Source organism: Geodermatophilus sp. SYSU D00525 (genome assembly GCF_054050475.1).
In genome coordinates, this window is sequence record NZ_JBJGZK010000011.1 from 23,965 (window position 1) to 47,812 (window position 23,848).

Genomic DNA, 23,848 nt, shown 5'->3' on the forward strand with positions numbered 1-23,848 from the left:
TCCGACTCACGTGTCGCCGGCCTCCCCCTGGAGCACCGGGCGCGACTGCGCCAGGCCGACGGCGTAACCGGCCGTGGTCGCGAGCAGCCCGGCCGCGATGGCGCCGGTGCGGGCCAGACCTGCGCCGTCCCCGCGCAGCGCCTCCCCCAGCCCCCGGGCCATCCCCCGGCCGAGGGTGCGCGCGACGTAGGAGCGTTCTGCCGACAACCCGTCGCCGGCGCCCACGCTCCGGGTGACGACGGCCTTGGACAGGCCCTCGGCATAACACCGGGAACGGAAGTAGGAGAAGCGCTCGCGGTCCGCGGGTGCCCGGTGCCGGATGACCGCACGGTCCTCGAAGAGGAACACCGATCCCGGGCGCTGCTGTGCGACCCGGATGCAGAACTCGGTCTCCTCACAGCCGAGTGGTCGGCTGCTCCTGGTGGACCGGCCGAGCCGGCTGACGAAGCCGCCCGCGACCTCGAACGCCTCGCGGCGGAAGGAGGCGTTGCCGCCGAGCAGGTTGCGGACCACGCCGGGACGCCGACCCGTGAAGGTGCACCCCACCACCCAGTCGAACTCCGCCGGGAACCAGGCCGGGCGACCGGTCTCCCACGAGGGGAGGGTCAGCCCACCGACGCCCATGACGTCCGGGCCCGTGTAGCCGGCTCCCAGCCAGTGCAACCACTCCGGTTCGGCCACCGCGTCGTCGTCCAGGAAGGCGATGACGTCGCCGCGGGCCAGCGCGACGCCGGTGTTCTTGCCTCCCGACAGGCCGCGCTCACCCTCGTTCTCGACGACGCGGACGTCGGGCAGCGCCGCTCGCAGCCGCTCGTGGAGCGGACGGTTGTGGTCGACGACGAGGATGACCTCGAGCGGGCGCAGCCGCTGCTCCTCCACCGACCGGACGGCGGCGAGCACGTCGTCCCAGCGCTGCTCGGTGTACGCGCAGATGACCACGGAGATCGGCGGGGGCGGGGGCGAGGCCGGCACCTCTTCCGGCGACGGCGCTGCGCGCCGGTCCCGGGCTGCGCTCGCGGTGCTCATGACGACACCTCCTGTCGGTGGGGCCGGTGCACCCCGTCGGACCGCTGTCTCGTGCCCCCGGCACCACCGTCGCCGGGTCCGGGAGTCCTCCGGCCGGGCCGGCCGCGCAACTTCGCGTAGCCCACGAGGGCCCGGTCGGCCGCCTGGTAGAGCGCGGGGCTCTCGAGGACGACCTGCCGGAGGTGGCGCACGGGTTCCCGGCGCGCCCAGTGCAGGGCGGCGGCGGCCGAGGCCCGGTGCACGCGCCCCTCGGCGACGACGAGGTCGTAGCTCTTGAGCCACTCCTTGTAGTCCTTGGCGCCACGGCCCAGGTCGACGGTGGAGATGCCGACGGCGGACGCCGCCCGCGCCATCTCGAGGTGCAGCAGCAGCCCGGGCGAGTACGGCCGGGACCCGACGTCGTAGGCGGGGAACCACGTGGGGAGGACCCGCGACGAGCTCACGCCGAAGTGCGCCGCGACCACGTGCTCGCCCGCGTGGAGGATCGACAGCCGGCCGGTGCACCCCGGGGCCCGTGTCTCGAGCATGGTCTCGACCAGCTCGACGATCCAGGGCCGGGCGAAGCGGTCGGTCCGGCCGGTTCGGCGGTATTGCGCCGACTTCCACGCCATGAGCCTCCGGAGCGCCTGCGGATCCCGGGCGTCGAACTCGAACCGGACGGGCCCGACCTCGCGTTCGAGCCGTCGACGCCGGCGCGGCAGGTCCCGGATCCGCGACGACGCACGGCGGCGCTCAGCGAGGTAGTGGTCGTAGCCCTGACGCAGGTCCATCACCGGCGACGGCACACGGCAGAGTTCGAAGGGCGCGAACGGCCGCTGCCCCTCGGCGAGGCAGTCGAACTCCCAGGTCGACAGGCCGCAGGCCCGCAGCAACCGCCTGGGATCCCAGTCGAGGCCGACCGCGTGCACCACGCCCTGCCACTCGGTCAGGGTCGGGGCGATCGGCATCCCGTAGCCGAGGCCCCGGCGCTCGAACGGGAAGAAGCCGACCACCGCGTTCCCGTCCTCGAGCACCGCCACACGGGTCGCGGGCCGGACCGCGCCGACCGCGCGGACGTACTCCGGCGCCATGAAGGGGTTGTCCAGGGCCGGTGTCTGCTGCTGGAAGGTGCGCCAGGCTCCCAGCTCGGGCTCGCCCAGCTCGCCGGGTGGGACCACGGTGATCCTCACGACGCCACCCGGGGGTCCGGGGCAGGCGGGGAGACGGCGGCCACGGCGTCGTCCCGGAGAGCCGGGGCGACGAGCCACAGCGCCGCGCTGATGACGCCGACCGCGGTGGCCCCGCCCGGGATGGACCAGAGGTGCAGGACGAGCATGACCTCCGCCACGATGCCGTTGACACAGATCGCGGCCGCGAGTCCACACACGAGCCGGGTCCACACGGTCACCCTCCGGAGGAGGGCCGCGGTGGTGACCCCTGGGCCGGCGAGGAGAGCCGCGACGGCCAGTCCCTCCACCAGCGCGTGCTGGTCCGTGGCGATCGCCACTCCGGCCAGGTGGCCGGTCGCTGCCATGGCCGCAGCACCGGCCAGGCGTTCCGCCGACCGTCTCATCGGAGGCCGTCGAGTGCTTCGGCGGCCTCCTCGCCCGGGACGGCGCTCACGGCCGCGGAGCAGGGGTCAGTGCGACCGAGGTCGTCCCGGCGGGACGATGGACCATCGACCGGACCTGCTGGACGGCGTGGCCGCTGAGCCCTGAGTTGTGCTCCCGGAGGACGGTGCGGAGAACCCGCGTGCCGTCACGGAAGGTCCGCAGGTTGGACCGGCCGAACCGACGCGGCATCTCGAGGCTGGGGACCTCCGCTATCCGCAGCCCCGACTTGATGGCCGAGACGATCATCTTGGCCTCGACCTCGAAGCCGGGCGTGGAGACCCCCAGGTAGTCGAGGTACCGACGGTGGAAGGCGCAGAACCCGTAGCAGAGGTCGGTCAGGTGCGCGTCGTAGAGGCCGTTGACCAGGTGCACCAGGACCGCGTTCCCCATCCGTCGGGTGGGGCTGATGTCGCGAGAGCCCCCGCCTCCGATGAAGCGCGAGCCCTTGACGAAGTCGTAGCCGTTCTCGAGGAAGTGCACGTAGTGCGGGATCTCACTGGGCGCCATGCTGCCGTCGGCGTCGATCATGACGATGATGTCGCCACGCGCCGCGCGGAAGCCGGTCCGCAGGGCGTCTCCCTTGCCGATCCCCTCCTGCTCGAGCACCCGGATGCCGGGCCGACACGACCGTGCCGTCACGACGGTCGCGTCGGTGGACCGCCCGTCGACCACGATCACCTCGTCGACACGGTCGGGGACGTTCTCGAGGACCCAGGCGATGTTCGCCGCCTCGTTCCTCGTCGGGATGATCAGGCTGACGATCGGGCGGCCTCTCGCCGAAGCAGTGGTCGGCACGGGGAGCGGCGCCTCGGGTCCGGCCACCGCGTCCCCCGGCTCCCGCGGCTGGACGCTCGTCTGCGGAGCCTGGCGCTCCACACCGTCAGGGTTGATGACGGGACTGGTCAAGGTGTTCACGGGTGGCCTCCGGGGCTCGCGCTTCTTGGAACCGGAATGGGCCGAGGGGGCTCGGTGCGGGATCGGGAGCCGCAGGGCCCCGCATGCCTCCTGCACCCGACCTGCGGCTCGTGTCCGCGGGGTGGCCGACACCCCCGCCGTAGGGAGCTCGGCGCCCGCCGTCGCATCGGTCAGGTGCATCACTGCCACCGCAGTGGTGCCGCCCGCGGTTCGCTCCCATGGCAAACACGTCTGACCCCCGCTTGAGCGGAGCCGGCCTGTCTCCTACAGCCCGACTCATCTCGTGTGAGTGCTTGACAGGGGAAGGACTTTGCGTCGTGCCAGGAGCATCGTCAAGGGCTGACGAGACGAAATCCCACCTTTTGTGATTTCGTCACGCAGAGTGGCTGCCTCTCTCGCTGCGTCCGCGACTCGCCGCTCGGGTCCGACGTCAATCCGGAAGCGACTACACCAGGTGACCCGGAAATCACCATTCGCATCTCCGTGGCAGCGGACAGAAAGTTGATCACCGGAGAAGCGGGACGACGATCAGAGGCGGACTCCTCTGGACGGGATCCGAGACTCCTGATACGCACGCACGGTGAACGGGGACTTGCTCGAACGCTCCTTTCAGAGAGTTCCGACACAGCTACGGCCGGTACTCAAACGCACATACTTCGCCGGAAAGCTCGCTTTCTTCACGACGCTCGGCAGTGACATCCCCCTACGCGCCCGAGCTCAGCTCGTGCGCGCGTCACTCCGCTTGGTCGCCGGTCGGCCACCGCGACAGGACGACCTGATCACCCTGCCGGGCGGGCCGGTCGTCCTCGGGAGGGACTCCTATGGAGTCGACGCCCTCACTCTCGGCTACATCTGGGGGCAGCACGCGTTCCCCATGACGTGCCGTGGGCGCGTGATCGTCGATCTGGGAGCACACAAGGGCTATTTCTCGGCATGGGCCCTGGCTCAGGGAGCGGCGCACGTGTATTCGTACGAGCCGCAGAGCGACAACTTCCACGCCCTCGTGCAGGCGCAGCAGCAGAATTGTCGAGCGGCGGCATGGACGTGTGTGCAGGCGGCGGTGGGCCGATCGACAGGAACGGCTGAACTGTTCATCGCCGAGGAGTCGTGGGCGCATTCCCTGCACAGCGCGATGATCGACTCGGTGTCGGTCGAAGAGGTGCCGATGGTGACCCTCCCCGACATCCTGCGCCGAGTGGCGGCAGAACACCCAGGTATCGAGATCGCGCTGAAGATCAATGTCGAGGGCGCGGTGGGGGACGTCCTCTTTTCCACCGCCGTCGAGGAACTGGCGGTGGTGGGGCAGGTGGACCTCGACCACGAGCCCGGCTCCCCTTACGACTTTCCCGCGCTTCTCGGACATCTCGCGAGAGCAGGCCTCGACGACGTCCGGCAGATCAACAGCAAGTTGTTCGTCATCCGACGCCGGTAGCCCGCCCGCCGGCGCGGGAGACACGCACTCCCTGAGGTGTCGGCGCGGCCCCGGGGTACGGCCTGGCGGTCGTGGACCTGCGTCGCGGGGACGGGGCGACGGGAGGCGACCTGTGCTCGGGTGTCCGTCCGCGAGGCCCCGAGGGCACCGGGACCGGCGAGCGGGAAACCCACCCCGGCACTCCCTGGCTGACCTACCGTGCTTGCCCATGACCGCGCCGCTCCACCCCGAGGAGGACGTCACCGTCCAGGTCCTCGTCATCGGCGCAGGCCAGGCCGGCCTGGCGATGGCCTGGCACCTGCGACGGGTCGGGATCCCCTTCCTCGTCGTGGACGCGGGCTCCCGCATCGGGGACGCCTGGCGCTCACGGTGGGACTCGCTGCGGTTGTTCAGCCCGGCGGAGTACAACTCCCTGCCCGGTTCTCCGTTCCCGGCCCCCGCCGGCACCTACCCGACCAAGGACGAGGTCGCCGACTACCTGGAGCGCTACGCCCGGACCTTCGGGCTGCCCGTCCGCCTGCAGACCCGGGTGGTCCGTCTCCACCGGTCGCCCGACGGCCGGTTCATCGCCGAGACCACCACCGGGACGCTCACCGCCTCCCAGGTGGTCGTCGCCACCGGCTCCTACGTCGCGCCCCACGTGCCGGCGCTCGCCGGGGGCCTGGCACCGACCGTCGTCCAGCTGCACAGCTCGGCCTATCGACGGCCCGCCGATCTGCCACACGGGCCGGTGCTCGTCGTCGGTGCCGGGAACTCCGGCGTCCAGATCGCCGCGGAGCTGGCCGCCTCGGGCCGCACGGTCAGCATCGCGCTCGGCTCGCGGCCGTACATGATGCCGCAGCGGCCGCTCGGCCGAGATCTCTTCTGGTGGCTCACGATGCTGGGGCTGGTCGCCAGGCCGACGGACGAGGGGCCGATCCGGCCCCCCTCCCGCCGCGGGGCGCTCGTCGACAGCGTGTGGCGGCGCATCCGGGCCGGTGGCGTCGCCTCGCAGCGGCATCCGGGAGCGCGGCAGGGCGCCGGCGTCGAGATCGTCATCGGTACGTCGTGGCGACGCCTGCGTGCCAGTGGTGTCCGGATCCGCCCGCGTGCGGTGAGCGCGTGCGGCGACACCGTCGGATTCGCCGACGGCACCACCGTGGACGTGGCCGGGGTCGTCTGGGCCACCGGGTTCCGCCCTGAGTACCCATGGCTGGACGTTCCCGGAGTGGTCCTCGACGGGCAGGTCCGGCACGTCGCCGGTGTCAGCGACGTGCCTGGCCTGGTCTTCCTCGGACTGCCCTGGCAACGCTCGCGCAGCTCGCACTTCCTGGGCTTCGTCGCCGCGGACGCCGCATGGCTCGCCGAACGGTTGCGCGCCCCGGACCCTGACTGCACCGCGCCGGGCGAGCCGGCGTCACCACAGACAGGACCGTCACTCCGCCGGCGGCTGGCGGGGCTGCCTGAGGCATCGACCCGGCGGGTCCGGCCGTGGAAGTCGCCGTCCGCCCACACGTCGAGGTGACGACGGTCCTCGGCAGCCGAGGGCACGAGCGGTCGCCCGGTGGTCGGCGTCCGCCGCGGAGGGGGATCAGCGGGTGACGGTCGGCGCGTGGCCGTTCTGCCGGGCGGCGAGCCGCTCGCGTTGCGGGACGACCGTGTACTTGGGGTCCCGCGCGCTGGCCAGCCCGGCCTCGAAGACGCCGAAGCGGGTGAGCAGCGAGCCGGCCGCCAGCAGCAGCCCGGACACCACCGCACCGGCCCGACGCCGTCCGGCGACGACGGTCAGCGCCGCGCCCGCCGCGGTGCAGGCCTTCGCCGCGCGCAGCAGCGCCCCGGCCCGGCCCTCGTGGTACGGCTCGCTGACGATCCCGTGGTCGTTCTCCACCCGGTGCATCACGGCCAGCTCGATCGCCGCGCCGGCCACCGCGGTCCGCCGCGACGGCCCCGCCTCGGCCACCGGCGTGAACACCATGGTCATCCCGCCGCCGGCCGCCATCGCCGAGCCGCCGAAGACGAACGGCAGCTGCCGGTGCGCCGCGTGCCAGGACGGCACCGCGGTGTTGGCCAGCAGCACGCCGGTGTAGGTGGCCAGCGGCCCGCCGAACAGCGCCGACACCACGCCGCCGAAGCGCTTGAGCCGCGGGAACCAGCCCAGCAGCTCGACCGCCGCCGTCGCCCCGGCCGCCGCACCGAACGGCGCGAGGATGTAGGAGCCGACCGACAGCGGGGAGGTCGGCTTGAACACCCGCAGCATGTGCAGGAACCGCTCGGGCCGCCCGAGGTCGTGGATGAGGAAGACCACCGAGGCGATCGCGCCGCCGCCGGCGGTGTACCGGCCGACCCGGGTCAGCACCGGCCGACCGGTGACGTCGGCGACCGCCGCCAGGATCGACGACGACCCCGCCATGCCGCCGAGGAACAGGTACAGCGGCACGTCCGGCGACTTCCACACCGGCGACTTGATGATCGGGCGCCCGTAGTACGAGGTGAACCGGGCGTCCTCGACCATCGGCACCTCGCCGCCGCCGCCGCGCCGCCCGCCCCTGCGCCGCCGCTTGCCGCGGGCCTCCGCCGCCGGGCCGTCGGCCCGCCGCCAGCCCGCGCCCGGTGTCGTCAGCCCCTCCGTCACCGGTCCCCCTCCGGCAGGAACGGCCATCCCTGCCGCTCCCGGCCGATCATCGGGGCCTCCGTCCGACGAACGACGAGATGACGACGCCGGCGATCATCGCCGCGCCGGCCGCCGCCGCGCGCCACATCGAGGGCAGGTCGCGGGTGGTGACCACCGGGTCCGGCGGCAGGCCGTAGACCTCCGGCTCGTCGAGCAGCAGGAAGAACGCGCCCGCGCCGCCGACGCCGTCGTCCTCGTCCCGGCCGTAGAGCCGCGCCGTCTCCACTCCCTGCGACTTGAGCGTCGCCAGCCGGGCGTCGGCGCGGGCCTGCAGCTCGTCGAGGTTGCCGAACTGGATCGACTGCGTCGGGCAGGCGGTGGCGCACGCCGGCTGCAGCCCGTCGGTGAGCCGGTCGTAGCACATCGTGCACTTGAAGGCCCGGCCGTCGCCCTTGCGGGTCTGGATGACACCGTAGGGACAGCCGATGACGCAGTAGCCGCAGCCGTTGCAGATGTCGCCCTGCACGACGACGGTCCCGAACTCGGTGCGGAACAGCGCCCCGGTCGGGCAGACGTCCAGGCACCCGGCGTGCGTGCAGTGCTTGCAGACGTCGGAGCTCATCAGCCAGCGGATCTGCTTGTCGGTGCCGCTCTGCCCGGTCTGCGGGTCGAACTCCGACAGCGCCTCGGCGTTGAGCACGCTCGACTGCTGCGCCGCGGCCAGGCTGCCGTCGTTGTCGCCCTCGGCCACCGACGGGCCGCTGCCCTGCCGGTCGTCGCCCGGGCGGCCGAAGGTCGGCATCGGCAGGTCGACGGTGCGGGACTGCTCGATGAACGCCACGTGCCGCCAGGAGTTGGCCCCGAGCTGCCCGGTGTTGTCGTAGGACATCCCGGACAACCCGATGACGTCGCGCACGCCGTGCGAGTCGTCCATCGGCAGCGTGTTCCACTCCTTGCACGCCACCTCGCAGGCCTTGCAGCCGATGCACACCGAGGTGTCGGTGAAGAAGCCCACCCGCGCCGGGTGGTCCGGGTCGTAGCCGGCCTGCCCGGTCACGTCCGGCACCGGCCCGTAGAGCCGGTTCTCCGGGTCGTGCCCGGTGAACGCCGCACTCGCCGAGCTGATCGGGGTCATGCCGGTCTCCTCACTGCTGGGATCCCTCGCCGGCCTCGGCGGCGACCGGGTCGCGGCCGTTGACCCCGACCCGCCCCGACCCCACGCCCGCGCGGCGCCGGTAGCCCTCCACGAACTCGATGAGCTCGGGCCCGCGCGGGCGCCGTCCCGGGACGATGTCGGCGGTGCTGACCTTGTCCTCCTGGATGTGGGTGTTCGGGTCGAGCACGATCCCGAGCAGGTCGTTGGCCGAGTCGCCGGTCGAGATGCCGCCGTAGGACCAGTGGTAGGGCATCCCGATCTGGTGCACGACCTGGCCGTCCCGCAGCCGGATCGGGCGCATCCGCTCGGTGACCAGCACCTTCGCCTCGATCGCCGTCCGCGTGCTGACCAGCGTGGCGTACTCCCCGTTGACCAGCCCGCGCAGCGCGGCCAGCTCGGGGCTGACCTCGACGAAGAACTCCGGCTGGAGCTCCGACAGGTAGGGCAGCGTCCGGCTCATCCCGCCGGCCGTGTGGTGCTCGGTGAGCCGGTAGGTGGTCACCTGGAACGGGAAGACCGGGCTCAGCGGCGGGTTCTCCCGGTTCCACGGGCCCTCGATGCGCTCGATCGTCGGGTTCGCCTGCTGCTTGTAGAGGGCGTTCTCGACGACGGACTCCGCCGGCTCGTAGTGCGTCGGCAGCGGCCCGTCGACGACGCCCGCGGGCGCGTACAGCCACGCCTTCCCGTCCCCCTGCATGATGAACGGGTCGGCGCCGCCGATCGCGTCCTGCGCCCGGGCTCCCTCCGGCGGCACGTAGTCCGGCCGCTTGGTCGCCTCGAAGTCCGGGTTGTCGGCGCCGGTCCAGCGGCCGGCCTCCTCGTCCCACCAGACGTACTTCTTGCGCTCGCTCCACGGCCTGCCGTCGGGGTCGGCCGAGGCGCGGTTGTAGAGGATGCGCCGGTTGTACGGCCACGCCCAGCCCCACTCGGAGGCGACCTGGCCCTGCTCGCGGCCGGGCTTGCGGCGGGCGGACTGGTTGACCTCGTCGGCGTAGACGCCGGAGTAGATCCAGCAGCCGCACGACGTCGACCCGTCGTCCTTCAGCTCCATGTACCCGGAGACGGCACGCCCGTCGGGGCCCACGCCGTTGATCTCCCGCAGCACGTCCTCGGCGCTGGGCTCCTGGTCGGGACCGTGCGTCGGGTAGTCCCAGGTGAGGTCGAGCAGCGGGCGGTCGCGCGGGTCGGTCGAGCCGGCCAGCCGCTCGCGCAGGATGCGGCCGAGGTGGAAGTAGAACCACAGGTCGCTCTTCGCGTCGCCCGGCGGGTCGACGGCCTTGTGCCGCCACTGCAGCAGCCGCTGGGTCTGGGTGAAGGTCCCCTCCTTCTCCGCGTGCGACGCCGCGGGCACGAAGAAGACCTCGGTGGCGATCGTCTCCGGGGCGAGCTCGCCGGTCTCGATCTCCGGCGACTCCTTCCAGAAGGTCGCCGACTCGATCATCTGCAGGTCGCGGACGACCAGCCAGTCGAGGTTGGCCAGTCCGAACCGGTTCATCCGGCCGTTGGGGTGGCCGACCGTGGGGTTCTCGCCGACCAGGAAGTAGCCGGAGATCTTCCCCTCGATCATGTCCTTGATCTGGCGGTAGGAGCTGTGGTCGCCGTCGATCAGCGGCATGTAGCCGAAGGCGAAGTCGTTCTCCGGCGTCGCGGCGTCGCCCCACCAGGCCTTGAGCAGGCTGGTCATGTAGGCGCGCTTGTTGCCCCAGAAGCCGGCCTTGCCGGCGGCGTCGGCGCAGTAGTCGTCGAGCGACTGGTGCTGCAGCGCGTGCGGCATCGGCAGGTAGCCGGGCAGCAGGTTGTACAGCGTCGGGACGTCGGTCGAGCCCTGGATGCTGGCGTGCCCGCGCAGCGCCAGGATGCCGCCGCCGGGACGGCCGATGTTGCCCAGCAGCGTCTGCAGGATCGAGCAGGTGCGGATGTACTGCGCGCCGACGCTGTGCTGCGTCCAGCCCACCGAGTACACCCACGCCGTCGTCCGGTCGCGGCCGCTGTTCTCGGTGACCCAGCGGGCCACCTGGAGGAACACCTCCGGCTCGATGCCGCAGACCTCGGCCACCATCTCCGGGGTGTAGCGGGCGAAGTGCCGCTTGAGGACCTGGAAGACCGTCCGCGGGTGCTGCAGCGTCTCGTCGCGCTTCGGCTTGGCCGCGATCGGGGGGCCACCGCTGCCGGCCGCCTGCGCCTTGTCGGTCTTCCGGATCTGCGGGTGGTCCTCGAGCTCGTCCTGCGCGGCGGCCCCGGCGGGGTCGTCGGAGCCCGAGTGCGGCGGCTCCTCCGGCTCGTACTGCCAGCTGGACTCGTCGTAGGTGTTGTTCTCCGGGTCGAAGCCGGAGAACAGGCCGCCGAGGTCCTCGGCGTCGACGAAGTCCTCGCGCACCAGCGCCGCGGCGTTGGTGTAGGCGACCACGTACTCCTCGAAGTACAGGTCGTGGGTGAGGACGTGGTTGATCAGCCCGCCGAGGAACGCGATGTCGGTGCCGATGCGCAGCGGCACGTGCAGGTCGGCGATCGCGCTGGTGCGGGTGAACCGCGGGTCGACGTGGATGACCTTCGCGCCGCGCGCCTTGGCCTCGCTCACCCACTGGAAACCCACCGGGTGGCACTCGGCCATGTTGGAACCCTCGATGACGATGCAGTCGGAGTTCGCGAGGTCTTCCTGGGAGTTCGTGGCACCGCCACGACCGAACGAGGCACCCAGACCGGGCACCGTGGCGGAGTGCTATATGCGCGCCTGGTTCTCGATCTGTATGGCGCCCAGGGCGCTGTACAGCTTCTTCATGAGGTAGTTCTCCTCGTTGTCGAGGGTCGCCCCTCCGAGGCTCGCCAACCCCATGGTGCGGTTCACGCGCTTGCCGTCGTTCTCGTCCTGCCAGCCCTTGCGCCGGGCCTCCAGCACGCGGTCGGCGATCATGTGCATCGCCGTGTCGAGGTCGAGGTCCTCCCACTCCGTCCCGTACGGCCGGCGGTACTTGACCGTCGTCACGCGGGTCGGGCTGGTGACCAGCGACTTGCTGGCGCTGCCCTTGGGGCAGAGCCGGCCGCGGCTGATCGGGGAGTCCGGGTCGCCCTCGATCTGGACGATCTGCTCGTCCTTCACGAAGATCCGCTGCCCGCAGCCGACGGCGCAGTACGGGCAGACGCTCTGGACGACGCGGTCGGCGGTGGCCGTGCGGCTCACCACGTCCTCCGTCGCCTTGCTTCGCGCGGCCCTGCCGCGCCCGAGCGGATCGGGGCCGGTCAGCTGCCGGAACACCGGCCAGGCGTCGAGCCAGGTCTTCACCCTGTGGACTCTGCCACTCCCGGCGCGATCCGGCGCGCGGAACGTCGCGGTACCGGTCGTGCCGGTACCGCGGCGTCCGCCGGGGTCAGCGCACGTGCACGAACTCGTTGTGGCTGAGCAGCAGGCCCTCCGGGCCGGGGGCGTGGGGGTCGGTCAGGCAGAACTGGACGTAGGCCTCGCCCCGGGCCAGCTCGCCGAAGCCCCACTCCAGGTGGTCGACGGTGAAGGTGCCCACGCGAGTGCGCCCGTCGCACGTGAACGAGTTGCCGTGGCTCTGGCTCCACGCCGCGGAGATGCCGCTGCTGCCCTCCTGCTCCAGGTGTGGGTCGGCCGTGCGGTCGGCGGTCTGCTTGACCGACACCCACAGGCCGAGGTCCTCACCCGCGGCGCAGCGGTAGCGGACCTGGACCTGCGCCACGGTGCGGTCACCGCGGTCGACCTGGACGACGCCGACGACGTCGGCCTCGTAGGCGGGCCTGGGCGCCGCGGCGGCGGGGGCGGCGAGGGCGAGGACGGACGTCGCGGCGAGGGCGGTGCCGGCGACGAGGGGGCGCAGACGCACGGGATCTCCTGTGATCACGGGTTCGGGACGGCGGCGGAACATGCCAGACCCGGAACCGCCCGGCCAGGGGTCCGCGCGCGGCGCCGTACCGCCCGGTACCGGGAGGGGCTACCGCCCGGCGGGGAACTCGCGCGCCAGCCGGGCCGGCGCCCTCGCCAGCCACGCCTCGGTGACCAGCTCCCCGAGCTCGGCGACGTCGATCGCGTCCAGGCGCACCAGCACGGCGGCGTACCCGTCGAAGTGCGGCGTCGTCAGGTAGACGGCGGGGTCGTCGGCGACCAGCGCGTGCTTGACGCCCTCGTCGGCGACGGCGGCGCCGAGGACCGGGCCCTCCGGTGCGGCGTCCCCCAGGTGCTCGACGTCGGCGCGGCGCAGCGGGCGCTCCCAGACGAAGGCGCGGCCGCCGACCTCCCAGGACGGCCGGCCGTAGGAGGTGCCCTCCGTCGTCCCGGGCAGCGCGAGGGCCAGCCGCCGCACGTCCGCCCAGGTGGCCACGGACGCGACGCTAGCGCCCCCGGGTCACGCGGGGGCCGCGCCCGGCGCCCGCTGCCCGAGCGGCAGGGCCACGCCGCAGGCGGCCAGCCGCTCCCGCAGGCGGGCCGCCTCCTGCCGTCGCTGCTCGGCGCGCCGGCGCAGCACCACGACCTGCACCGGGTCGGTGGTGCGCTGGGCGCGCAGCTCCAGCACCGCCGCCGTCTCCAGGTGCAGCGCCATGCGCCGCAGCTCGCCGGACAGGTCCTGCGCCGGCCGTGGCAACCCCGGGGCCCCCGCTGAGGTCATGGGAGGCATGGTGGAACGCATCCGTCCCCGCCGCACCCGGAGCGGCGCGCCGGGCCCGCTGCCCCGGACGGGGAGCGGCGTCCCCGGGCCCGTCGGTGCCCGGGTCGATACTGGCCGCGTGGAGGGTCCCGGGCTGCACTGGATCGGCCACTCGACCGTCCGCGTCGAGCTGGCCGGGTCCACGGTGCTCACCGACCCGGTCCTCACCCGCTCCCTCGGCCCGCTGCGGCGGGTCGTCCCCCTCCCGTCCCCGGCCGCCTGGGCCGACGCCGACCTGGTCCTGGTCAGCCACCTGCACGCCGACCACCTGCACCTGCCCAGCCTGCGGCTGCTGGACGACGACGTCCGCGTGGTCGTGCCGCGCGGCGCCGGCGCGTGGCTGCGCTCGCGCGGCGTCCGCTGGGTGGACGAGCTCGCCCCCGGGGAGTCGCTGGTGCACCGCCGCCTGCGGGTCACCGCCGTCCCCGCGGTGCACAGCGGCCACCGCTGGGGCCCGCGCCTGACGCACGGCCCGGAGACGGTCGCGGTCGGGCACCTGCTGGAGGGCGCCGGGTCCAGCGTCTACGCCTGCGGCGACACCGACCTGTTCGAGGGCATGACCCGCATCGGCGACCGCGGGGTCGACGTCGCGCTGGTGCCCGTGTGGGGCTGGGGTCCCACGCTCGGCCCGGGCCACCTCGACCCCGGGCGGGCCGCGGAGGCGGTGGCGCGCGTGCGCCCGCAGGTCGCGGTCCCGGTGCACTGGGGCACCCTGGCCGTCCGCGGCGGCACCACGCTCCCCGGCCTGGCCGGGCGCTACCGCCGGCTGCTGTCCGAGCCGCCGCTCGCCTTCGCGGAGGCGGTCGCCGCCCGCCGGCTGCCCACCACCGTCGTCGTCCCCGAGCCCGGCCGGCCGGTCGCGCTCCCCGCCGTGGCGGACGCGGCATGAGCACCACCCTCGCCGCCGCCTGGACCGACGGGTCGCTGGGCTACCCGGTCCTGTTCGGCGGCGTGCTGCTCGGGTCGATCGTCCCGGTGGTGCCCACGGGGCCGCTGGTCGGCGCCGCCGCCGCGTTCGCGGTCACCGCGCACGAGCTCAACCTGGTCGCGGTGCTCGTCGTCGCCGCCCTCGGTGCCTGGCTCGGCGACGTCACCACCTTCGCCGTCTGCCGCTTCGGCGGGCCGGCCGCGGTGCGCTGGGTGGCGCGGGGGCAGCACGCCGACCGCATCGAGGAGGTCCGCGGGCAGTTCCGCCGGCACGGCTGGCAGATCATCGTGGCCGGGCGGCTGCTCCCCGCCGGGCGCATCCCCGTGCTGCTGGCCGCCGGCGCGCTGGCCTACCCGTGGCGGCGGCTGCTGCCCGCCTCGCTGCTGGCCGCGTCGCTGTGGGCGGTCGCCTACGCGCTGCTCGGCGTGGCCAGCGGCGGGATCTTCGACAGCCCGCTGATCGCCACCCTCGTGGCGACGCTGCTGGTCCTCGTCGTCGGCGCGGTCCTCAACCTGGTCGGGTCCCGCCGCCGGCGGCACGCCGAGCCGGAGCGGCAGCCGGAGGACGAGGGCAGCCCGACGTCGTGCGGTCCGGCGTGACGCGCACTCCCCGGGCGGACCAGCACGGCCGGGTGCTCGGCCGCGGGCGCGCACCGGCCCGGGTGCTGCTCACCTGGGTGCTCGCCACGCTCGCCCTCGTCGTCCTCGACCGCTGGCTCGCCGGCTTCGCGATGCCCGCCTGGTGGCAGCCGCCACTGACCGCGCTGCTGCTCGGCCTGCTCGCCGGCGTGGTCTGGCCGCTGGTCATGCGCGTGGCGCTGCCGCTGGCGCTGTTCACCCTCGGCCTGGGCAGCTTCCTGCTGCTGGGCGCCGGGGTGCTCGCGGTCTCCTTCGCGATCCCGGGCGTCGTGGTCACCGACCTGGGCACCGCCACCCTGGTCGTCGTCGCCATGGCGGCGGTGACGGCGGTGGTGAGCAGCGCGCTGGCGATCGACGAGGACGAGCTCTTCTTCCGCCGCGCCCGCCGCCGCGCCCCGCACGCCTCGGCGGCCGGGCCCCGCCCGCCGGGCGTGCTGTTCCTGCAGATCGACGGGCTGGGCGCCGACACCGTCCGGCGCGCGGTCCGCGACGGGTCGATGCCCACCCTGGCCGCGTGGCTGCGGTCGGGCAGCCACGCGCTCACCTCGTGGCACACCGACTGGAGCTCGCAGACCGGCGCCTCGGTCTGCGGCATCCTGCACGGCTCCAACCACGACGTCCTGGGGTTCCGCTACTACGAGAAGGACCGCGACCACGTCGTCGCGGTCTCCCACCCGACCGACGCCGCGGAGGTGGAGCGGCGGCACTCCGACGGCCGCGGCCTGCTGGCCGGCGGCGGCGCCAGCCGCGGCAACCTGTTCACCGGCGACGCCCCGCACGTCAGCCTGACCATGAGCGCGCTGCCGCTGGTGGTACCGCGGCGGTCGGGACGGCGGCGCGAGCGGGTGGGCGCCGGCTACTACGCGTACTTCGCCAACCCGGTGAACGCGCTGCGCACGCTCGGCGTCTCGCTGGCCGACGTCTACCGAGAGCTGTCCGCGGCCGCCCGGCAGCGCCGCGCCGACGTGCGGCCCCGGGTCAGCCGCGGCGGCATCTACCCGCTGGCGCGGCCGGGGACGACGGTCATCGCCCGCGACGTCGTCGTCGCGGCCGTCCTCGAGGACATGATGGCCGGCCGCCCGGCCGTCTACGCCGACTTCCTCGGCTACGACGAGGTCGCCCACCACAGCGGCGTCGAGCGCTTCGACACCCTCGAGGTGCTGCGCAGCATCGACCAGCAGGTGGGCCGGCTGGCCCGCGCCGGCGAGCTCGCCCCGCGGCCGTACCACGTGGTGCTGCTGTCCGACCACGGCCAGACCCAGGGCGAGGCCTTCGCGCAGCGGTTCGGCGAGACGATCGAGTCCTTCGTCGGCCGGCACTGCGGCGGCACGCCGGAGCCGGGGCGGCGCGGGGCCGAGCCGCGGGACAGCCGCCGCCCGGCTGAGGGCTGGCAGGTGACCAGCGCGCTGGCCGAGGTGGCGTCCGGGCCCGGGTTCATCGCCCGCCGGCTGCGGGAGCGGGTGGTGTCCGCCGGCGCCGGCGAGCACGCGCACGGGACGCCGTCCGGGCAGCCGGCCCGGGTCGCGCGGGTGGCGCCGGGCGTGGTGGTCGTCGTCTCCGGCCACACCGCCGGCGTCTCGTTCCCCGACCTGCCCGGCCGGGTGCCGCTGGAGGAGATCGAGCACCACTGGCCCGAGCTGCTGCCGGCGCTGGTCGACCACGACGGCGTGGGCTTCGTGCTGGTGCACTCCGAGGAGCACGGGCCGGTCGTCCTCGGCCGCGACGGCCTGCACCGGCTGGCCACCGGCGTCGTGGTCGGCGAGGACCCGCTGGCCGGCTACGGCGAGCACGCGCCCGCGCTGGTGGCGCGGGTGTCCACGTTCCCGCACTGCCCCGACGTCATGGTCAACAGCCGCTACGACCCGGACACCGACGAGGCCTCGCCGTTCGAGCCGCACGTCGGGTCGCACGGCGGGCTCGGCGGCCCGCAGCAGCGGGGCTTCCTCGCCCACCCCCGGGTCCTGACGCCGCCCGGCGAGATCGTCGGGGCCGAGCACCTGCACCGGGTGCTGCGCGGCTGGCTGACCGAGCTCGGTCACCCGGAGCCCGACGGCGCCGGCGCGCAGGTGGGGCCGGACAGCCCCGCGGCCCTGCGCGACCGCAGCCGCGTCTGACGGCGGAACGCCCGGCTACGGCCACGTGAACACCGGCCCGCCCCGTGGCGGCGCGCCGGGGGCCTCCTGGAGAGTGGGGCGATGCGACCCGACGCCGCCGCCTGGTTCTCCGGCCGCACCTCCGCCGTCCGCTCGATCGGGGACGTCGACGTCCTCGGCCTGCTGCGGGCCAAGCGCCGCGGCGGCCACCGGGTGAGCCTGGTCCTCCCCGCGCGCGACGAGGAGTCCACCGTCGGCGGGATCGTCGCCGGTCTGGTCGCGCACTGGGTCCGGCTGGTGCCGCTGGTCGACGAGGTGGTCGTCGTCGACTCCGACTCCACCGACCGCACCGCCGAGGTCGCCCGCGCCGCCGGGGCCGACGTCGTCGCGGCCGCGGACGTGCTGCCCGCGCACGGCAGCCGGCCGGGCAAGGGCGAGGCGCTGTGGAAGTCGCTCGCGGCCACCACCGGCGACCTGCTGGTCTTCCTCGACGCCGACCTGCTCGGCGACGTGGCGCACTACGTGCCGGGGCTGCTCGCGCCGCTGCTGACCGATCCGCAGGTCGGCTACGTCAAGGGCTGCTACGCCCGGCCGCTGGAGGTCGACGGCCGCATCACGCCCGCGGGCGGCGGCCGGGTCACCGAGCTCACCGCGCGCCCGTTGCTCAACGCCCTGTGGCCGGAGCTGGCGGGTTTCGTGCAGCCGCTGGGCGGGGAGTACGCCGGCCGGCGCGAGGCGCTGGAGCAGGTGCCCTTCGTCTCCGGCTACGGCGTGGAGGTGGGGCTGCTGGTCGACCTGCTCGGGCTGCTGGGCCTGCACGGGCTGGCGCAGGTCGACCTGGGCGTGCGCCGGCACACCTCGCAGGACCAGGAGGCGCTGGGCCGGATGGCCGGCCAGGTGGTCTCGACGGTGCTGGCCCGCAGCGGCCGGTCCGGCGCGGGCGGGCTGCTCACCCAGTTCCGCGCCGACGGCAGCGGCTTCCTGCCGGTCAGCACGCCGGTCGCCGTCGACGAGCGGCCGCCGATGGTGACCGTCCCCGGGTACCGGACCTCCCGCGCCGGGGCGGTCTGACACCCCGCCGCTCAGCCGTGGACCAGCAGGCCCCGGACCGTCTCGCCGGCCGCCTGGTCCCGGTAGCCCTGGTTCAGCTCGTCCAGGGTGTACCGCCGGGTGACCAGCCGGCCGAGCTCCAGCCGCCCCTCCTCGGCCATCCGCGCCAGCATCGGGATGTCGCGGAAGGGGTTGCACGAGCCGAACAGCGAGCCCTGCACGCGGTGCTCGAACACCGTGGTCATCTGCCCGTTGAGGTCCACGTGCCCCTCGCGGGGGTGGTCGGCCAGCGCCGTGAGCACCAGCGTGCCGCCCTTGCCCAGGCAGGCCGACGCCCCGGCCATCACCTCGGCCGACATCTTCCCGACGGTCACGACCACCACGTCGGCGCCCGTGCCCCGGGACAGCTCGCGGGCCAGCTGGGCGGCCTCGCGGGCGTCGGCCACGGTGTGCGTGGCCCCCAGCGACTCCGCGAACTCCCGCTTCATCGCCACCGGGTCGACGCCGATCACGTGCACCGCGCCGGCGTGCACCGCGCCCTGGACGGCGTTGACACCGACGCCGCCCAGCCCGACCACCACGACGACGTCACCGGGGCGGGTGCCGCCGGAGTAGACCGCCGACCCCCAGCCGGTGGGCACGCTGCAGGCGAGCAGCGCCGCGGTGTCCAGCGGCAGGTGCGGGTCGATGCGCACGCAGGAGAACTCGCTGAGCACCGTGTGCCGGGCGAAGGCGCCGACGATGCAGAACCCGCCCAGCGGCTCGCCGTCCAGCCGGAAGGGATAGGTGCCGGTGGGCAGCTGCCCGATGGCGATGGTGGCGCCCGCGTCGCAGATGTTGGAGCGGCCGGTGGCGCAGTACCGGCAGTGCCCGCACGCGGGGAGGAAGCTCGTGACGACGTGGTCGCCGGGCGCGACGGAGGTGACACCGGGCCCGACCGCCAGGACGACGCCGGAGCCCTCGTGGCCGCCGACGATCGGGTACCGCCCGCCGGGGTTGGAGTGCCGCAGGTGCTCGTCGGAGTGGCACAGCCCGGCGTAGGCCATCTCGACCAGGACCTCACCCGGGCCGGGGTCCACGACCTCGAGGTCGACGATCTCGTACTCGGTGCCCGCCCCGCGCAGCACCGCTCCCCGCGTCCTCACCGGTCCCCGACCCTCCTCTGGCCCGGCACCCGCCCGCGCGGACGCCGTCGTCTCGGCGTCCAGCCAACCCCACGGTGCGACGGCGACCGACGGCGGGGTGGCACCCGGTGCCACCTGCGGCTGCGGCGGCCGGCGGCCCGCCCCGACCGGATGATGTCGTTCCGTTTCCACGAGACCAGCAACGCAGCGTTGCTACCCTTCGCACCGTGAGTGATCAGTCCCGCCGGGCCCAGAAGAAGGCCCTCACCCGCGCCCACGTGCGCGAGACGGCCCAGCGACTGTTCGCCGAGCGCGGCTTCGACGCCGTGACCATCGCCGACGTCGCCGCCGCGGCGGACGTCGCGGTGCAGACGGTCTTCAACCACTTCACGACCAAGGAGGAGCTCTACTGGGCCGACCGGACGCCGTGGGTGGACGGGCCGGCGGCCGCCGTGCGGGAGCGCCCCGCCGGGGTGTCCGCGCTGACCGCGCTGCGTGAGCACCTGGTCGCCTCGGTGGGGCGCTTCGTCGAGCGGCTGGCCGACCCGACCGGGCGCTGCACCGTCACCGACCTCGACCGCTCCCCGGCGCTGCAGGCCTCCGAGCGGGAACTGCACCACACCGCCGAGGCCCGGCTGCGCGAGGCCCTCATCGAGGCCTGGACCGGCCCCTGCCCCGAGCGCCCTGTCCCCGCCGACCCGCGGACGGCGGCCGCGGTGGTCGCCGCCACGTGGCTGGCGGTCACGCGCATCCTGGTCACCCAGCCGCGCTCGCCGATGCCGGCACCCGAGCAGGCGGCCGAGGTCGCCGCGGCCACGCGCGCGCTGGCCGAGCGGCTGCTCTCCGGCTACGAGGCGAACCTGGTGAGCTCCGCGCTGGCGGACGACACCACCCGCGCCCTGCGCGCCGTCTGACCCGCTCCCCGGTCGCCCGGGGCCGGCGTCAGCGGCGGGCGGGCTCCGCGGACGGGACCACGATCGGGAGCAGCACGTCGTCGACGACCTGCTCGACGCGGTCGGCGACCATCCCGCCGTCGCCGGCCGCGGTGAGCCGCTGCCACCAGAAGGCCTCGAGCACCGAGCGCAGCAGCGCCAGCCGTTCGGCCGGCACCTCCTCGCCCCGTGCGGCCCAGCGCTCGCCCAGCACCTCGACGGCCTCGGTCAGCGGGCGTACCAGGGCGGCCTCGAGCCCGGCGCGCAGGTCCTCGTCGTGCCGGGCGGCACCGACGAGGCTGGCCACCGCCCGCTCCTCGCGGGACAGCGGCCGGCGCCAGGAGGCGACCAGGGCGACGAGGTCGGCGTGCATCGAGCCCTCGTCCTCGGGAGCGTGGACCAGGGTGAAGCGGCTGACCGCCGACCGTGCCAGCGCCGCCATCGACGGCCAGCGCCGGTAGATGCCGGCCTTTCCCGCGCGCGCCCGGGCCGCGACCCGGTCGCTGTTGAGCCGGCCCCAGCCCTCGTCGGCGAGGATGTCGACCGCAACGGCGACCAGTTGCTCGGACAGCTCGGCGCTCAGCGGGCGGCCGGGGGTGCCACTCACGAGCGAACTCGTTCGCACGACATCAGGTTGCGCACGGTCTCATCCTGACCTGTCAGTGGAGTGACCACAACGACCGGGGCCGTATCGTCACCCGACCGGTCCGCCGAGACCTCCGTCTCAGGCGCCCGCCGCGCCCTCGACGTGCACCTGGAGGGTGGCGCCGTCGTCGCTTCCCCAGCCCTGGTCGCGGGCCTGCTCGACCATCCGGTCCCAGCGCTCGCCCCAGTCGGCGACGTCGGCGTCGGGCTCGGCGGCGGCCCGCAGCGCGGCGGCGTCGAGCAGGCCGGTCCCGTCGTCCTGCAGCCGCCCGAGGCCCGCCTCGCGCAGCACCTCGTCGGCCTCCTCGTCGGTCACCTGACCCAGGGCCAGGTGCAGCCCGGTCAGGTCGTCGGTGTCGACGACCCGCACCTCGGGGCGCTCGTCGGCGCCGCCCACCACCTCGACGATCACGGGTCCTCCGTTCAGACGTGCCAGGGGAAGCGGGAGAAGTCGGGGTCGCGCTTCTCCAGGAAGGCGTCGCGGCCCTCGACGGCCTCCTCGGCCGTGTAGGCCAGCCGGGTCGTCTCCCCGGCGAACAACTGCTGGCCGACCAGGCCGTCGTCGATCAGGTTGAACGAGTACTTGAGCATCCGCTGCGCGGTCGGGCTCTTGGCCACGATCCGCCGGCCCCAGTCCAGCGCGGTGCGCTCCAGCTCGGCGTGCGGGACGACGCGGTTGACCATGCCCATGCGGTGCGCGTCCTCGGCGGAGTACTCCTCGCCGAGGAAGAAGACCTCGCGCGCGAACTTCTGGCCCACCTGGCGGGCGAGGTAGGCGGAGCCGAAGCCGCCGTCGAAGCTGCCGACGTCGGCGTCGGTCTGCTTGAACCGCGCGTGCTCGGCGCTGGCCAGCGTCAGGTCGCTGACGACGTGCAGGCTGTGCCCGCCGCCGGCGGCCCAGCCGGGGACGACGCAGACGACGACCTTCGGCATGAACCGGATCAGCCGCTGCGCCTCCAGCACGTGCAGCCGGCCGCTGCTGCGGCCCACCTCGTGCTCGTAGCCGTAACGCCCGCGCACCCGCTGGTCACCGCCGGAGCAGAACGCCCAGCCGCCGTCCTTCGGGCTCGGGCCGTTGCCGGTGAGCAGGACGCAGCCGACGTCGGTGGCCAGCCGGGCGTGCTCGAGCGCGGTGATGAGCTCGTCGACGGTCTGCGGGCGGAACGCGTTGCGCACCTCGGGCCGGTCGAAGGCGATCCGGACGACGCCGGCGTCGACGGCGCGGTGGTAGGTGATGTCGCCGAAGTCGAACCCGTCGACCGGCTGCCACGCGGCGCTGTCGAAGATCTCCGAGACGTCGTCGCGGGCGCTCATGACAGGAACCTATCCGCGCGCCCGGGACCGGGCAGCGGCTACCTGCCGCCGCCGAGGCCGAGTCCGCCGGTCACGCCGTCGACGGTGCTCTCCAGCGTCACGGTGGTCTGGTCGAGCACGCTCTCGACCGTCCCGGTGGTCTGTTCGACGACCTGACCCACGGTGCCGGTGGTCTGCTCGACGACCTGGTCGAGCGGGCCTGGTGCGCTCGGAACGGCCGGAGGCGAGGGCTGTGGCGCCGGGGCCGGCGCGGGGGCTGCGGGGGCCGCGGGCGCCGTCGTGCCGGCGGACGGACCCGTCCCGCCCGACGAGCCGGAGCCGGCGGGGGCGCGGCCACCCGCGGGAGCGGCCGGGGCGGCGGGCGCCGGAGCAGCGGCGGGGACGGCGGGAGCGGGCGCGGCGGGCGCGGCGGCACCGGCCGTCGCGGCCGCGACCGAGCCGGCGATGCCGGTCAGCCCGGCCGGGGACGCGGGCCCGCCGGTGGCGCGCTGCGACGAGGAGGCCGTGGTCCCGAAGCCCGGGAAGAGGAAGCCGTCGGGGGTGCCGGGGACACCGAAGGACGGCGTCAGCCGGGCGTAGGTCGAGGGCTGCGCGACCGCGGGGTCGTCGGAGTAGACGCCCGTGCCGCCGTCGGCGGCCACCGCCCCGGAGGCGTCCGTGCCGGCCGTGGCCATCAACGGCGCGACCACGATCCCGGTGACGGCGAAGGACATGAGCACGCGCCAGCAGAAGCGCTGCCCCGCGGTCTCGGGCGCCGGCCCGGCCGCCGCCCGGTCCCCCGCCACGACGTCATCCGTTGCGCGGTGCCGCGCGCCCATGGGTCGACCCCTCTCCGCCGAGGTGGTGAGACTGCTCTCACACCTTCGGTACAACGAGGTACCAGCCCCGCGGTTGCGCTGCCAGCCGAGTACTGCGCACGAGCGACGTGCCGCCGCTAGCGTCGGGCCCGTGCCCGACGGCGCCGCCCTGCGCGTGGGCACCCTCAACCTCGCCTCCGGCCGCGGTACCGACGGCCGCACGCTGGCCCCCGCCGCGCTGGCCGCGGCGGTCGCCGGACTCGACGTCGACGTGCTCGCCGTGCAGGAGGTCGACGCCGGCCAGCCCCGCTCGGGCGGCACCGACCAGGCCGCGGTGCTCGCCGGTGCGCTGGCCGCGGTCGACTGGCGGCACGCGGCCACGCTCACCGGGACGCCGAGCCCGTTCCGCGGGACCTGGGCCGCCGCCGACCCACCCGCGCTGCGCGGGCCCGAGCACGCGGCGGACGGTCCCGCGTACGGCGTCGCGCTGCTGGCCCGCCGCCCGGTGCGGGACTGGGCGGTGCTCGGGCTCGGGTCCGGCCGCGCCCGGCTGCCGCTGCGGGCGCCGGACCCCGCCACCGGCCGGCCGCGGCTGTGGTGGGTGCCCGACGAGCCGCGGGTCGCCGTCGCCGCCTGCCTGGACGGGCTGACCGTGGTGGCCACCCACCTGTCGTTCTCGCCGCCGACGGCGGTGCGGCAGCTGCGGCGGCTGCGCCGCTGGGTGGCGTCCCTGCCGGGGCCGGTGGTCGTCGCCGGTGACCTCAACCTGCCCGGCGGGGTGCCGGCGCGGCTGCTCGGCGCGACCGCGCTCGTGCGGGAGGCGAGCTTCCCGGCGCACGGGCCGCGCCTGCAGCTGGACCACCTGCTCGCGCTGGGCGGGGTGACCGCCCGGGACGCCGCCGCCCGCCGGCTGGGCGTGGGCGACCACCGGGCGCTGACCGTGACGGTCGGCTGA

22 protein-coding genes and 1 pseudogene are annotated in these 23,848 nt (G+C 74.5%); 8 read left to right on the forward strand and 15 right to left on the reverse strand.

The genetic code is table 11. The features are described 5' to 3' along the window. Positions 1–6: 6 nt before the first annotated feature. The 4 genes from ACI796_RS11610 to ACI796_RS11625 form a co-directional block, all read right to left on the reverse strand. On the reverse strand, positions 7–1,026 hold the full coding sequence (locus ACI796_RS11610) for a glycosyltransferase family 2 protein (protein WP_456941384.1): 1,020 nt from the start codon (positions 1,024–1,026) through the stop codon (positions 7–9). Continuing rightward, positions 1,023–2,195 (reverse strand): GNAT family N-acetyltransferase, encoded by a 1,173-nt coding sequence (locus ACI796_RS11615; RefSeq protein WP_456941385.1) that lies wholly within the window; start codon positions 2,193–2,195, stop codon positions 1,023–1,025. Before ACI796_RS11615 ends, ACI796_RS11610 begins: the two co-directional genes overlap by 4 nt. Next, positions 2,192–2,539 carry a hypothetical protein gene (locus ACI796_RS11620; RefSeq protein ID WP_456941386.1) on the reverse strand — a complete coding sequence of 116 codons (348 nt, stop codon included), beginning with the start codon at positions 2,537–2,539 and terminating at the stop codon, positions 2,192–2,194. Before ACI796_RS11620 ends, ACI796_RS11615 begins: the two co-directional genes overlap by 4 nt. An 85-nt stretch (positions 2,540–2,624) precedes the next feature. Beyond that, on the reverse strand, positions 2,625–3,413 hold the full coding sequence (locus ACI796_RS11625) for a glycosyltransferase family 2 protein (protein ID WP_456941387.1): 789 nt from the start codon (positions 3,411–3,413) through the stop codon (positions 2,625–2,627). 1,012 nt (positions 3,414–4,425) lie between these two features. On the opposite strand from ACI796_RS11625, the gene ACI796_RS11630 reads away from it, so the two are divergent. Beyond that, positions 4,426–4,965 carry an FkbM family methyltransferase gene (locus tag ACI796_RS11630; protein WP_456941388.1) on the forward strand — a complete coding sequence of 180 codons (540 nt, stop codon included), beginning with the start codon at positions 4,426–4,428 and terminating at the stop codon, positions 4,963–4,965. Positions 4,966–5,173: 208 nt separating this feature from the next. Then, complete coding sequence (locus ACI796_RS11635; RefSeq protein ID WP_456941389.1) at positions 5,174–6,469, forward strand: flavin-containing monooxygenase; 1,296 nt, start codon at positions 5,174–5,176, stop codon at positions 6,467–6,469. Positions 6,470–6,535: 66 nt separating this feature from the next. Here ACI796_RS11635 and nrfD read toward each other — a convergent pair whose 3' ends face one another. The 6 genes and pseudogenes from nrfD to ACI796_RS11665 all read right to left on the reverse strand — a co-directional run bounded on the left by nrfD (position 6,536) and on the right by ACI796_RS11665 (position 13,333). After that, positions 6,536–7,576, reverse strand: coding sequence for an NrfD/PsrC family molybdoenzyme membrane anchor subunit (gene nrfD / locus ACI796_RS11640; RefSeq protein WP_456941390.1), 1,041 nt, complete (start codon positions 7,574–7,576; stop codon positions 6,536–6,538). A 46-nt stretch (positions 7,577–7,622) separates the two neighbouring features. Further along, positions 7,623–8,690, reverse strand: a complete 1,068-nt coding sequence (locus tag ACI796_RS11645; RefSeq protein ID WP_456941391.1) for a 4Fe-4S dicluster domain-containing protein — start codon at positions 8,688–8,690, stop codon at positions 7,623–7,625. 10 nt (positions 8,691–8,700) lie between these two features. Next, positions 8,701–11,991 (reverse strand): annotated as a pseudogene (fdh, locus tag ACI796_RS11650) (formate dehydrogenase). A gap of 85 nt (positions 11,992–12,076) precedes the next feature. After that, positions 12,077–12,553, reverse strand: coding sequence for a hypothetical protein (locus ACI796_RS11655; protein WP_456941392.1), 477 nt, complete (start codon positions 12,551–12,553; stop codon positions 12,077–12,079). Positions 12,554–12,661: 108 nt separating this feature from the next. After that, positions 12,662–13,048 (reverse strand): MmcQ/YjbR family DNA-binding protein, encoded by a 387-nt coding sequence (locus ACI796_RS11660; RefSeq protein WP_456941393.1) that lies wholly within the window; start codon positions 13,046–13,048, stop codon positions 12,662–12,664. 24 nt (positions 13,049–13,072) lie between these two features. Continuing rightward, a complete protein-coding gene (locus tag ACI796_RS11665; RefSeq protein WP_456941394.1) occupies positions 13,073–13,333 on the reverse strand; it encodes a hypothetical protein in 261 nt (86 codons plus the stop codon). Positions 13,334–13,451: 118 nt separating this feature from the next. On the opposite strand from ACI796_RS11665, the gene ACI796_RS11670 reads away from it, so the two are divergent. From ACI796_RS11670 to ACI796_RS11685, 4 genes are all read left to right on the forward strand, one after another. Then, positions 13,452–14,261 (forward strand): MBL fold metallo-hydrolase, encoded by an 810-nt coding sequence (locus ACI796_RS11670; protein ID WP_456941395.1) that lies wholly within the window; start codon positions 13,452–13,454, stop codon positions 14,259–14,261. After that, positions 14,258–14,899 carry a DedA family protein gene (locus ACI796_RS11675; RefSeq protein WP_456941396.1) on the forward strand — a complete coding sequence of 214 codons (642 nt, stop codon included), beginning with the start codon at positions 14,258–14,260 and terminating at the stop codon, positions 14,897–14,899. The genes ACI796_RS11670 and ACI796_RS11675 overlap by 4 nt, the downstream gene beginning before the upstream one ends. Beyond that, the gene (locus tag ACI796_RS11680) at positions 14,896–17,052 is read left to right on the forward strand and encodes a phage holin family protein (RefSeq protein ID WP_456941397.1); all 2,157 of its coding nucleotides are present in this window, start codon (positions 14,896–14,898) and stop codon (positions 17,050–17,052) included. The genes ACI796_RS11675 and ACI796_RS11680 overlap by 4 nt, the downstream gene beginning before the upstream one ends. A gap of 81 nt (positions 17,053–17,133) precedes the next feature. Beyond that, on the forward strand, positions 17,134–18,102 hold the full coding sequence (locus ACI796_RS11685) for a glucosyl-3-phosphoglycerate synthase (protein WP_456941398.1): 969 nt from the start codon (positions 17,134–17,136) through the stop codon (positions 18,100–18,102). Positions 18,103–18,113: 11 nt separating this feature from the next. Here the strand turns inward: ACI796_RS11685 and ACI796_RS11690 are convergent, their stop codons facing one another. Beyond that, complete coding sequence (locus tag ACI796_RS11690) at positions 18,114–19,226, reverse strand: NDMA-dependent alcohol dehydrogenase (RefSeq protein ID WP_456941399.1); 1,113 nt, start codon at positions 19,224–19,226, stop codon at positions 18,114–18,116. A 206-nt stretch (positions 19,227–19,432) separates the two neighbouring features. Here ACI796_RS11690 and ACI796_RS11695 point away from each other — a divergent pair, with 206 nt between their 5' ends. After that, a complete protein-coding gene (locus ACI796_RS11695; RefSeq protein WP_456941400.1) occupies positions 19,433–20,119 on the forward strand; it encodes a TetR family transcriptional regulator in 687 nt (228 codons plus the stop codon). Between the two features lie 28 nt (positions 20,120–20,147). On the opposite strand, the gene ACI796_RS11700 is transcribed toward ACI796_RS11695, so the two are convergent. The 4 genes from ACI796_RS11700 to ACI796_RS11715 all read right to left on the reverse strand — a co-directional run bounded on the left by ACI796_RS11700 (position 20,148) and on the right by ACI796_RS11715 (position 22,881). Further along, positions 20,148–20,744, reverse strand: coding sequence for a TetR-like C-terminal domain-containing protein (locus tag ACI796_RS11700; protein ID WP_456941401.1), 597 nt, complete (start codon positions 20,742–20,744; stop codon positions 20,148–20,150). A gap of 117 nt (positions 20,745–20,861) precedes the next feature. Beyond that, positions 20,862–21,194: a hypothetical protein gene (locus tag ACI796_RS11705; protein ID WP_456941402.1), complete on the reverse strand. Its 333-nt coding sequence runs from the start codon at positions 21,192–21,194 to the stop codon at positions 20,862–20,864. Between the two features lie 11 nt (positions 21,195–21,205). Continuing rightward, positions 21,206–22,096 (reverse strand): 1,4-dihydroxy-2-naphthoyl-CoA synthase, encoded by an 891-nt coding sequence (locus tag ACI796_RS11710; protein WP_456941403.1) that lies wholly within the window; start codon positions 22,094–22,096, stop codon positions 21,206–21,208. Between the two features lie 38 nt (positions 22,097–22,134). Beyond that, positions 22,135–22,881: a hypothetical protein gene (locus ACI796_RS11715; protein ID WP_456941404.1), complete on the reverse strand. Its 747-nt coding sequence runs from the start codon at positions 22,879–22,881 to the stop codon at positions 22,135–22,137. Positions 22,882–23,044: 163 nt separating this feature from the next. Here ACI796_RS11715 and ACI796_RS11720 point away from each other — a divergent pair, with 163 nt between their 5' ends. Beyond that, positions 23,045–23,848, forward strand: coding sequence for an endonuclease/exonuclease/phosphatase family protein (locus tag ACI796_RS11720; protein WP_456941405.1), 804 nt, complete (start codon positions 23,045–23,047; stop codon positions 23,846–23,848).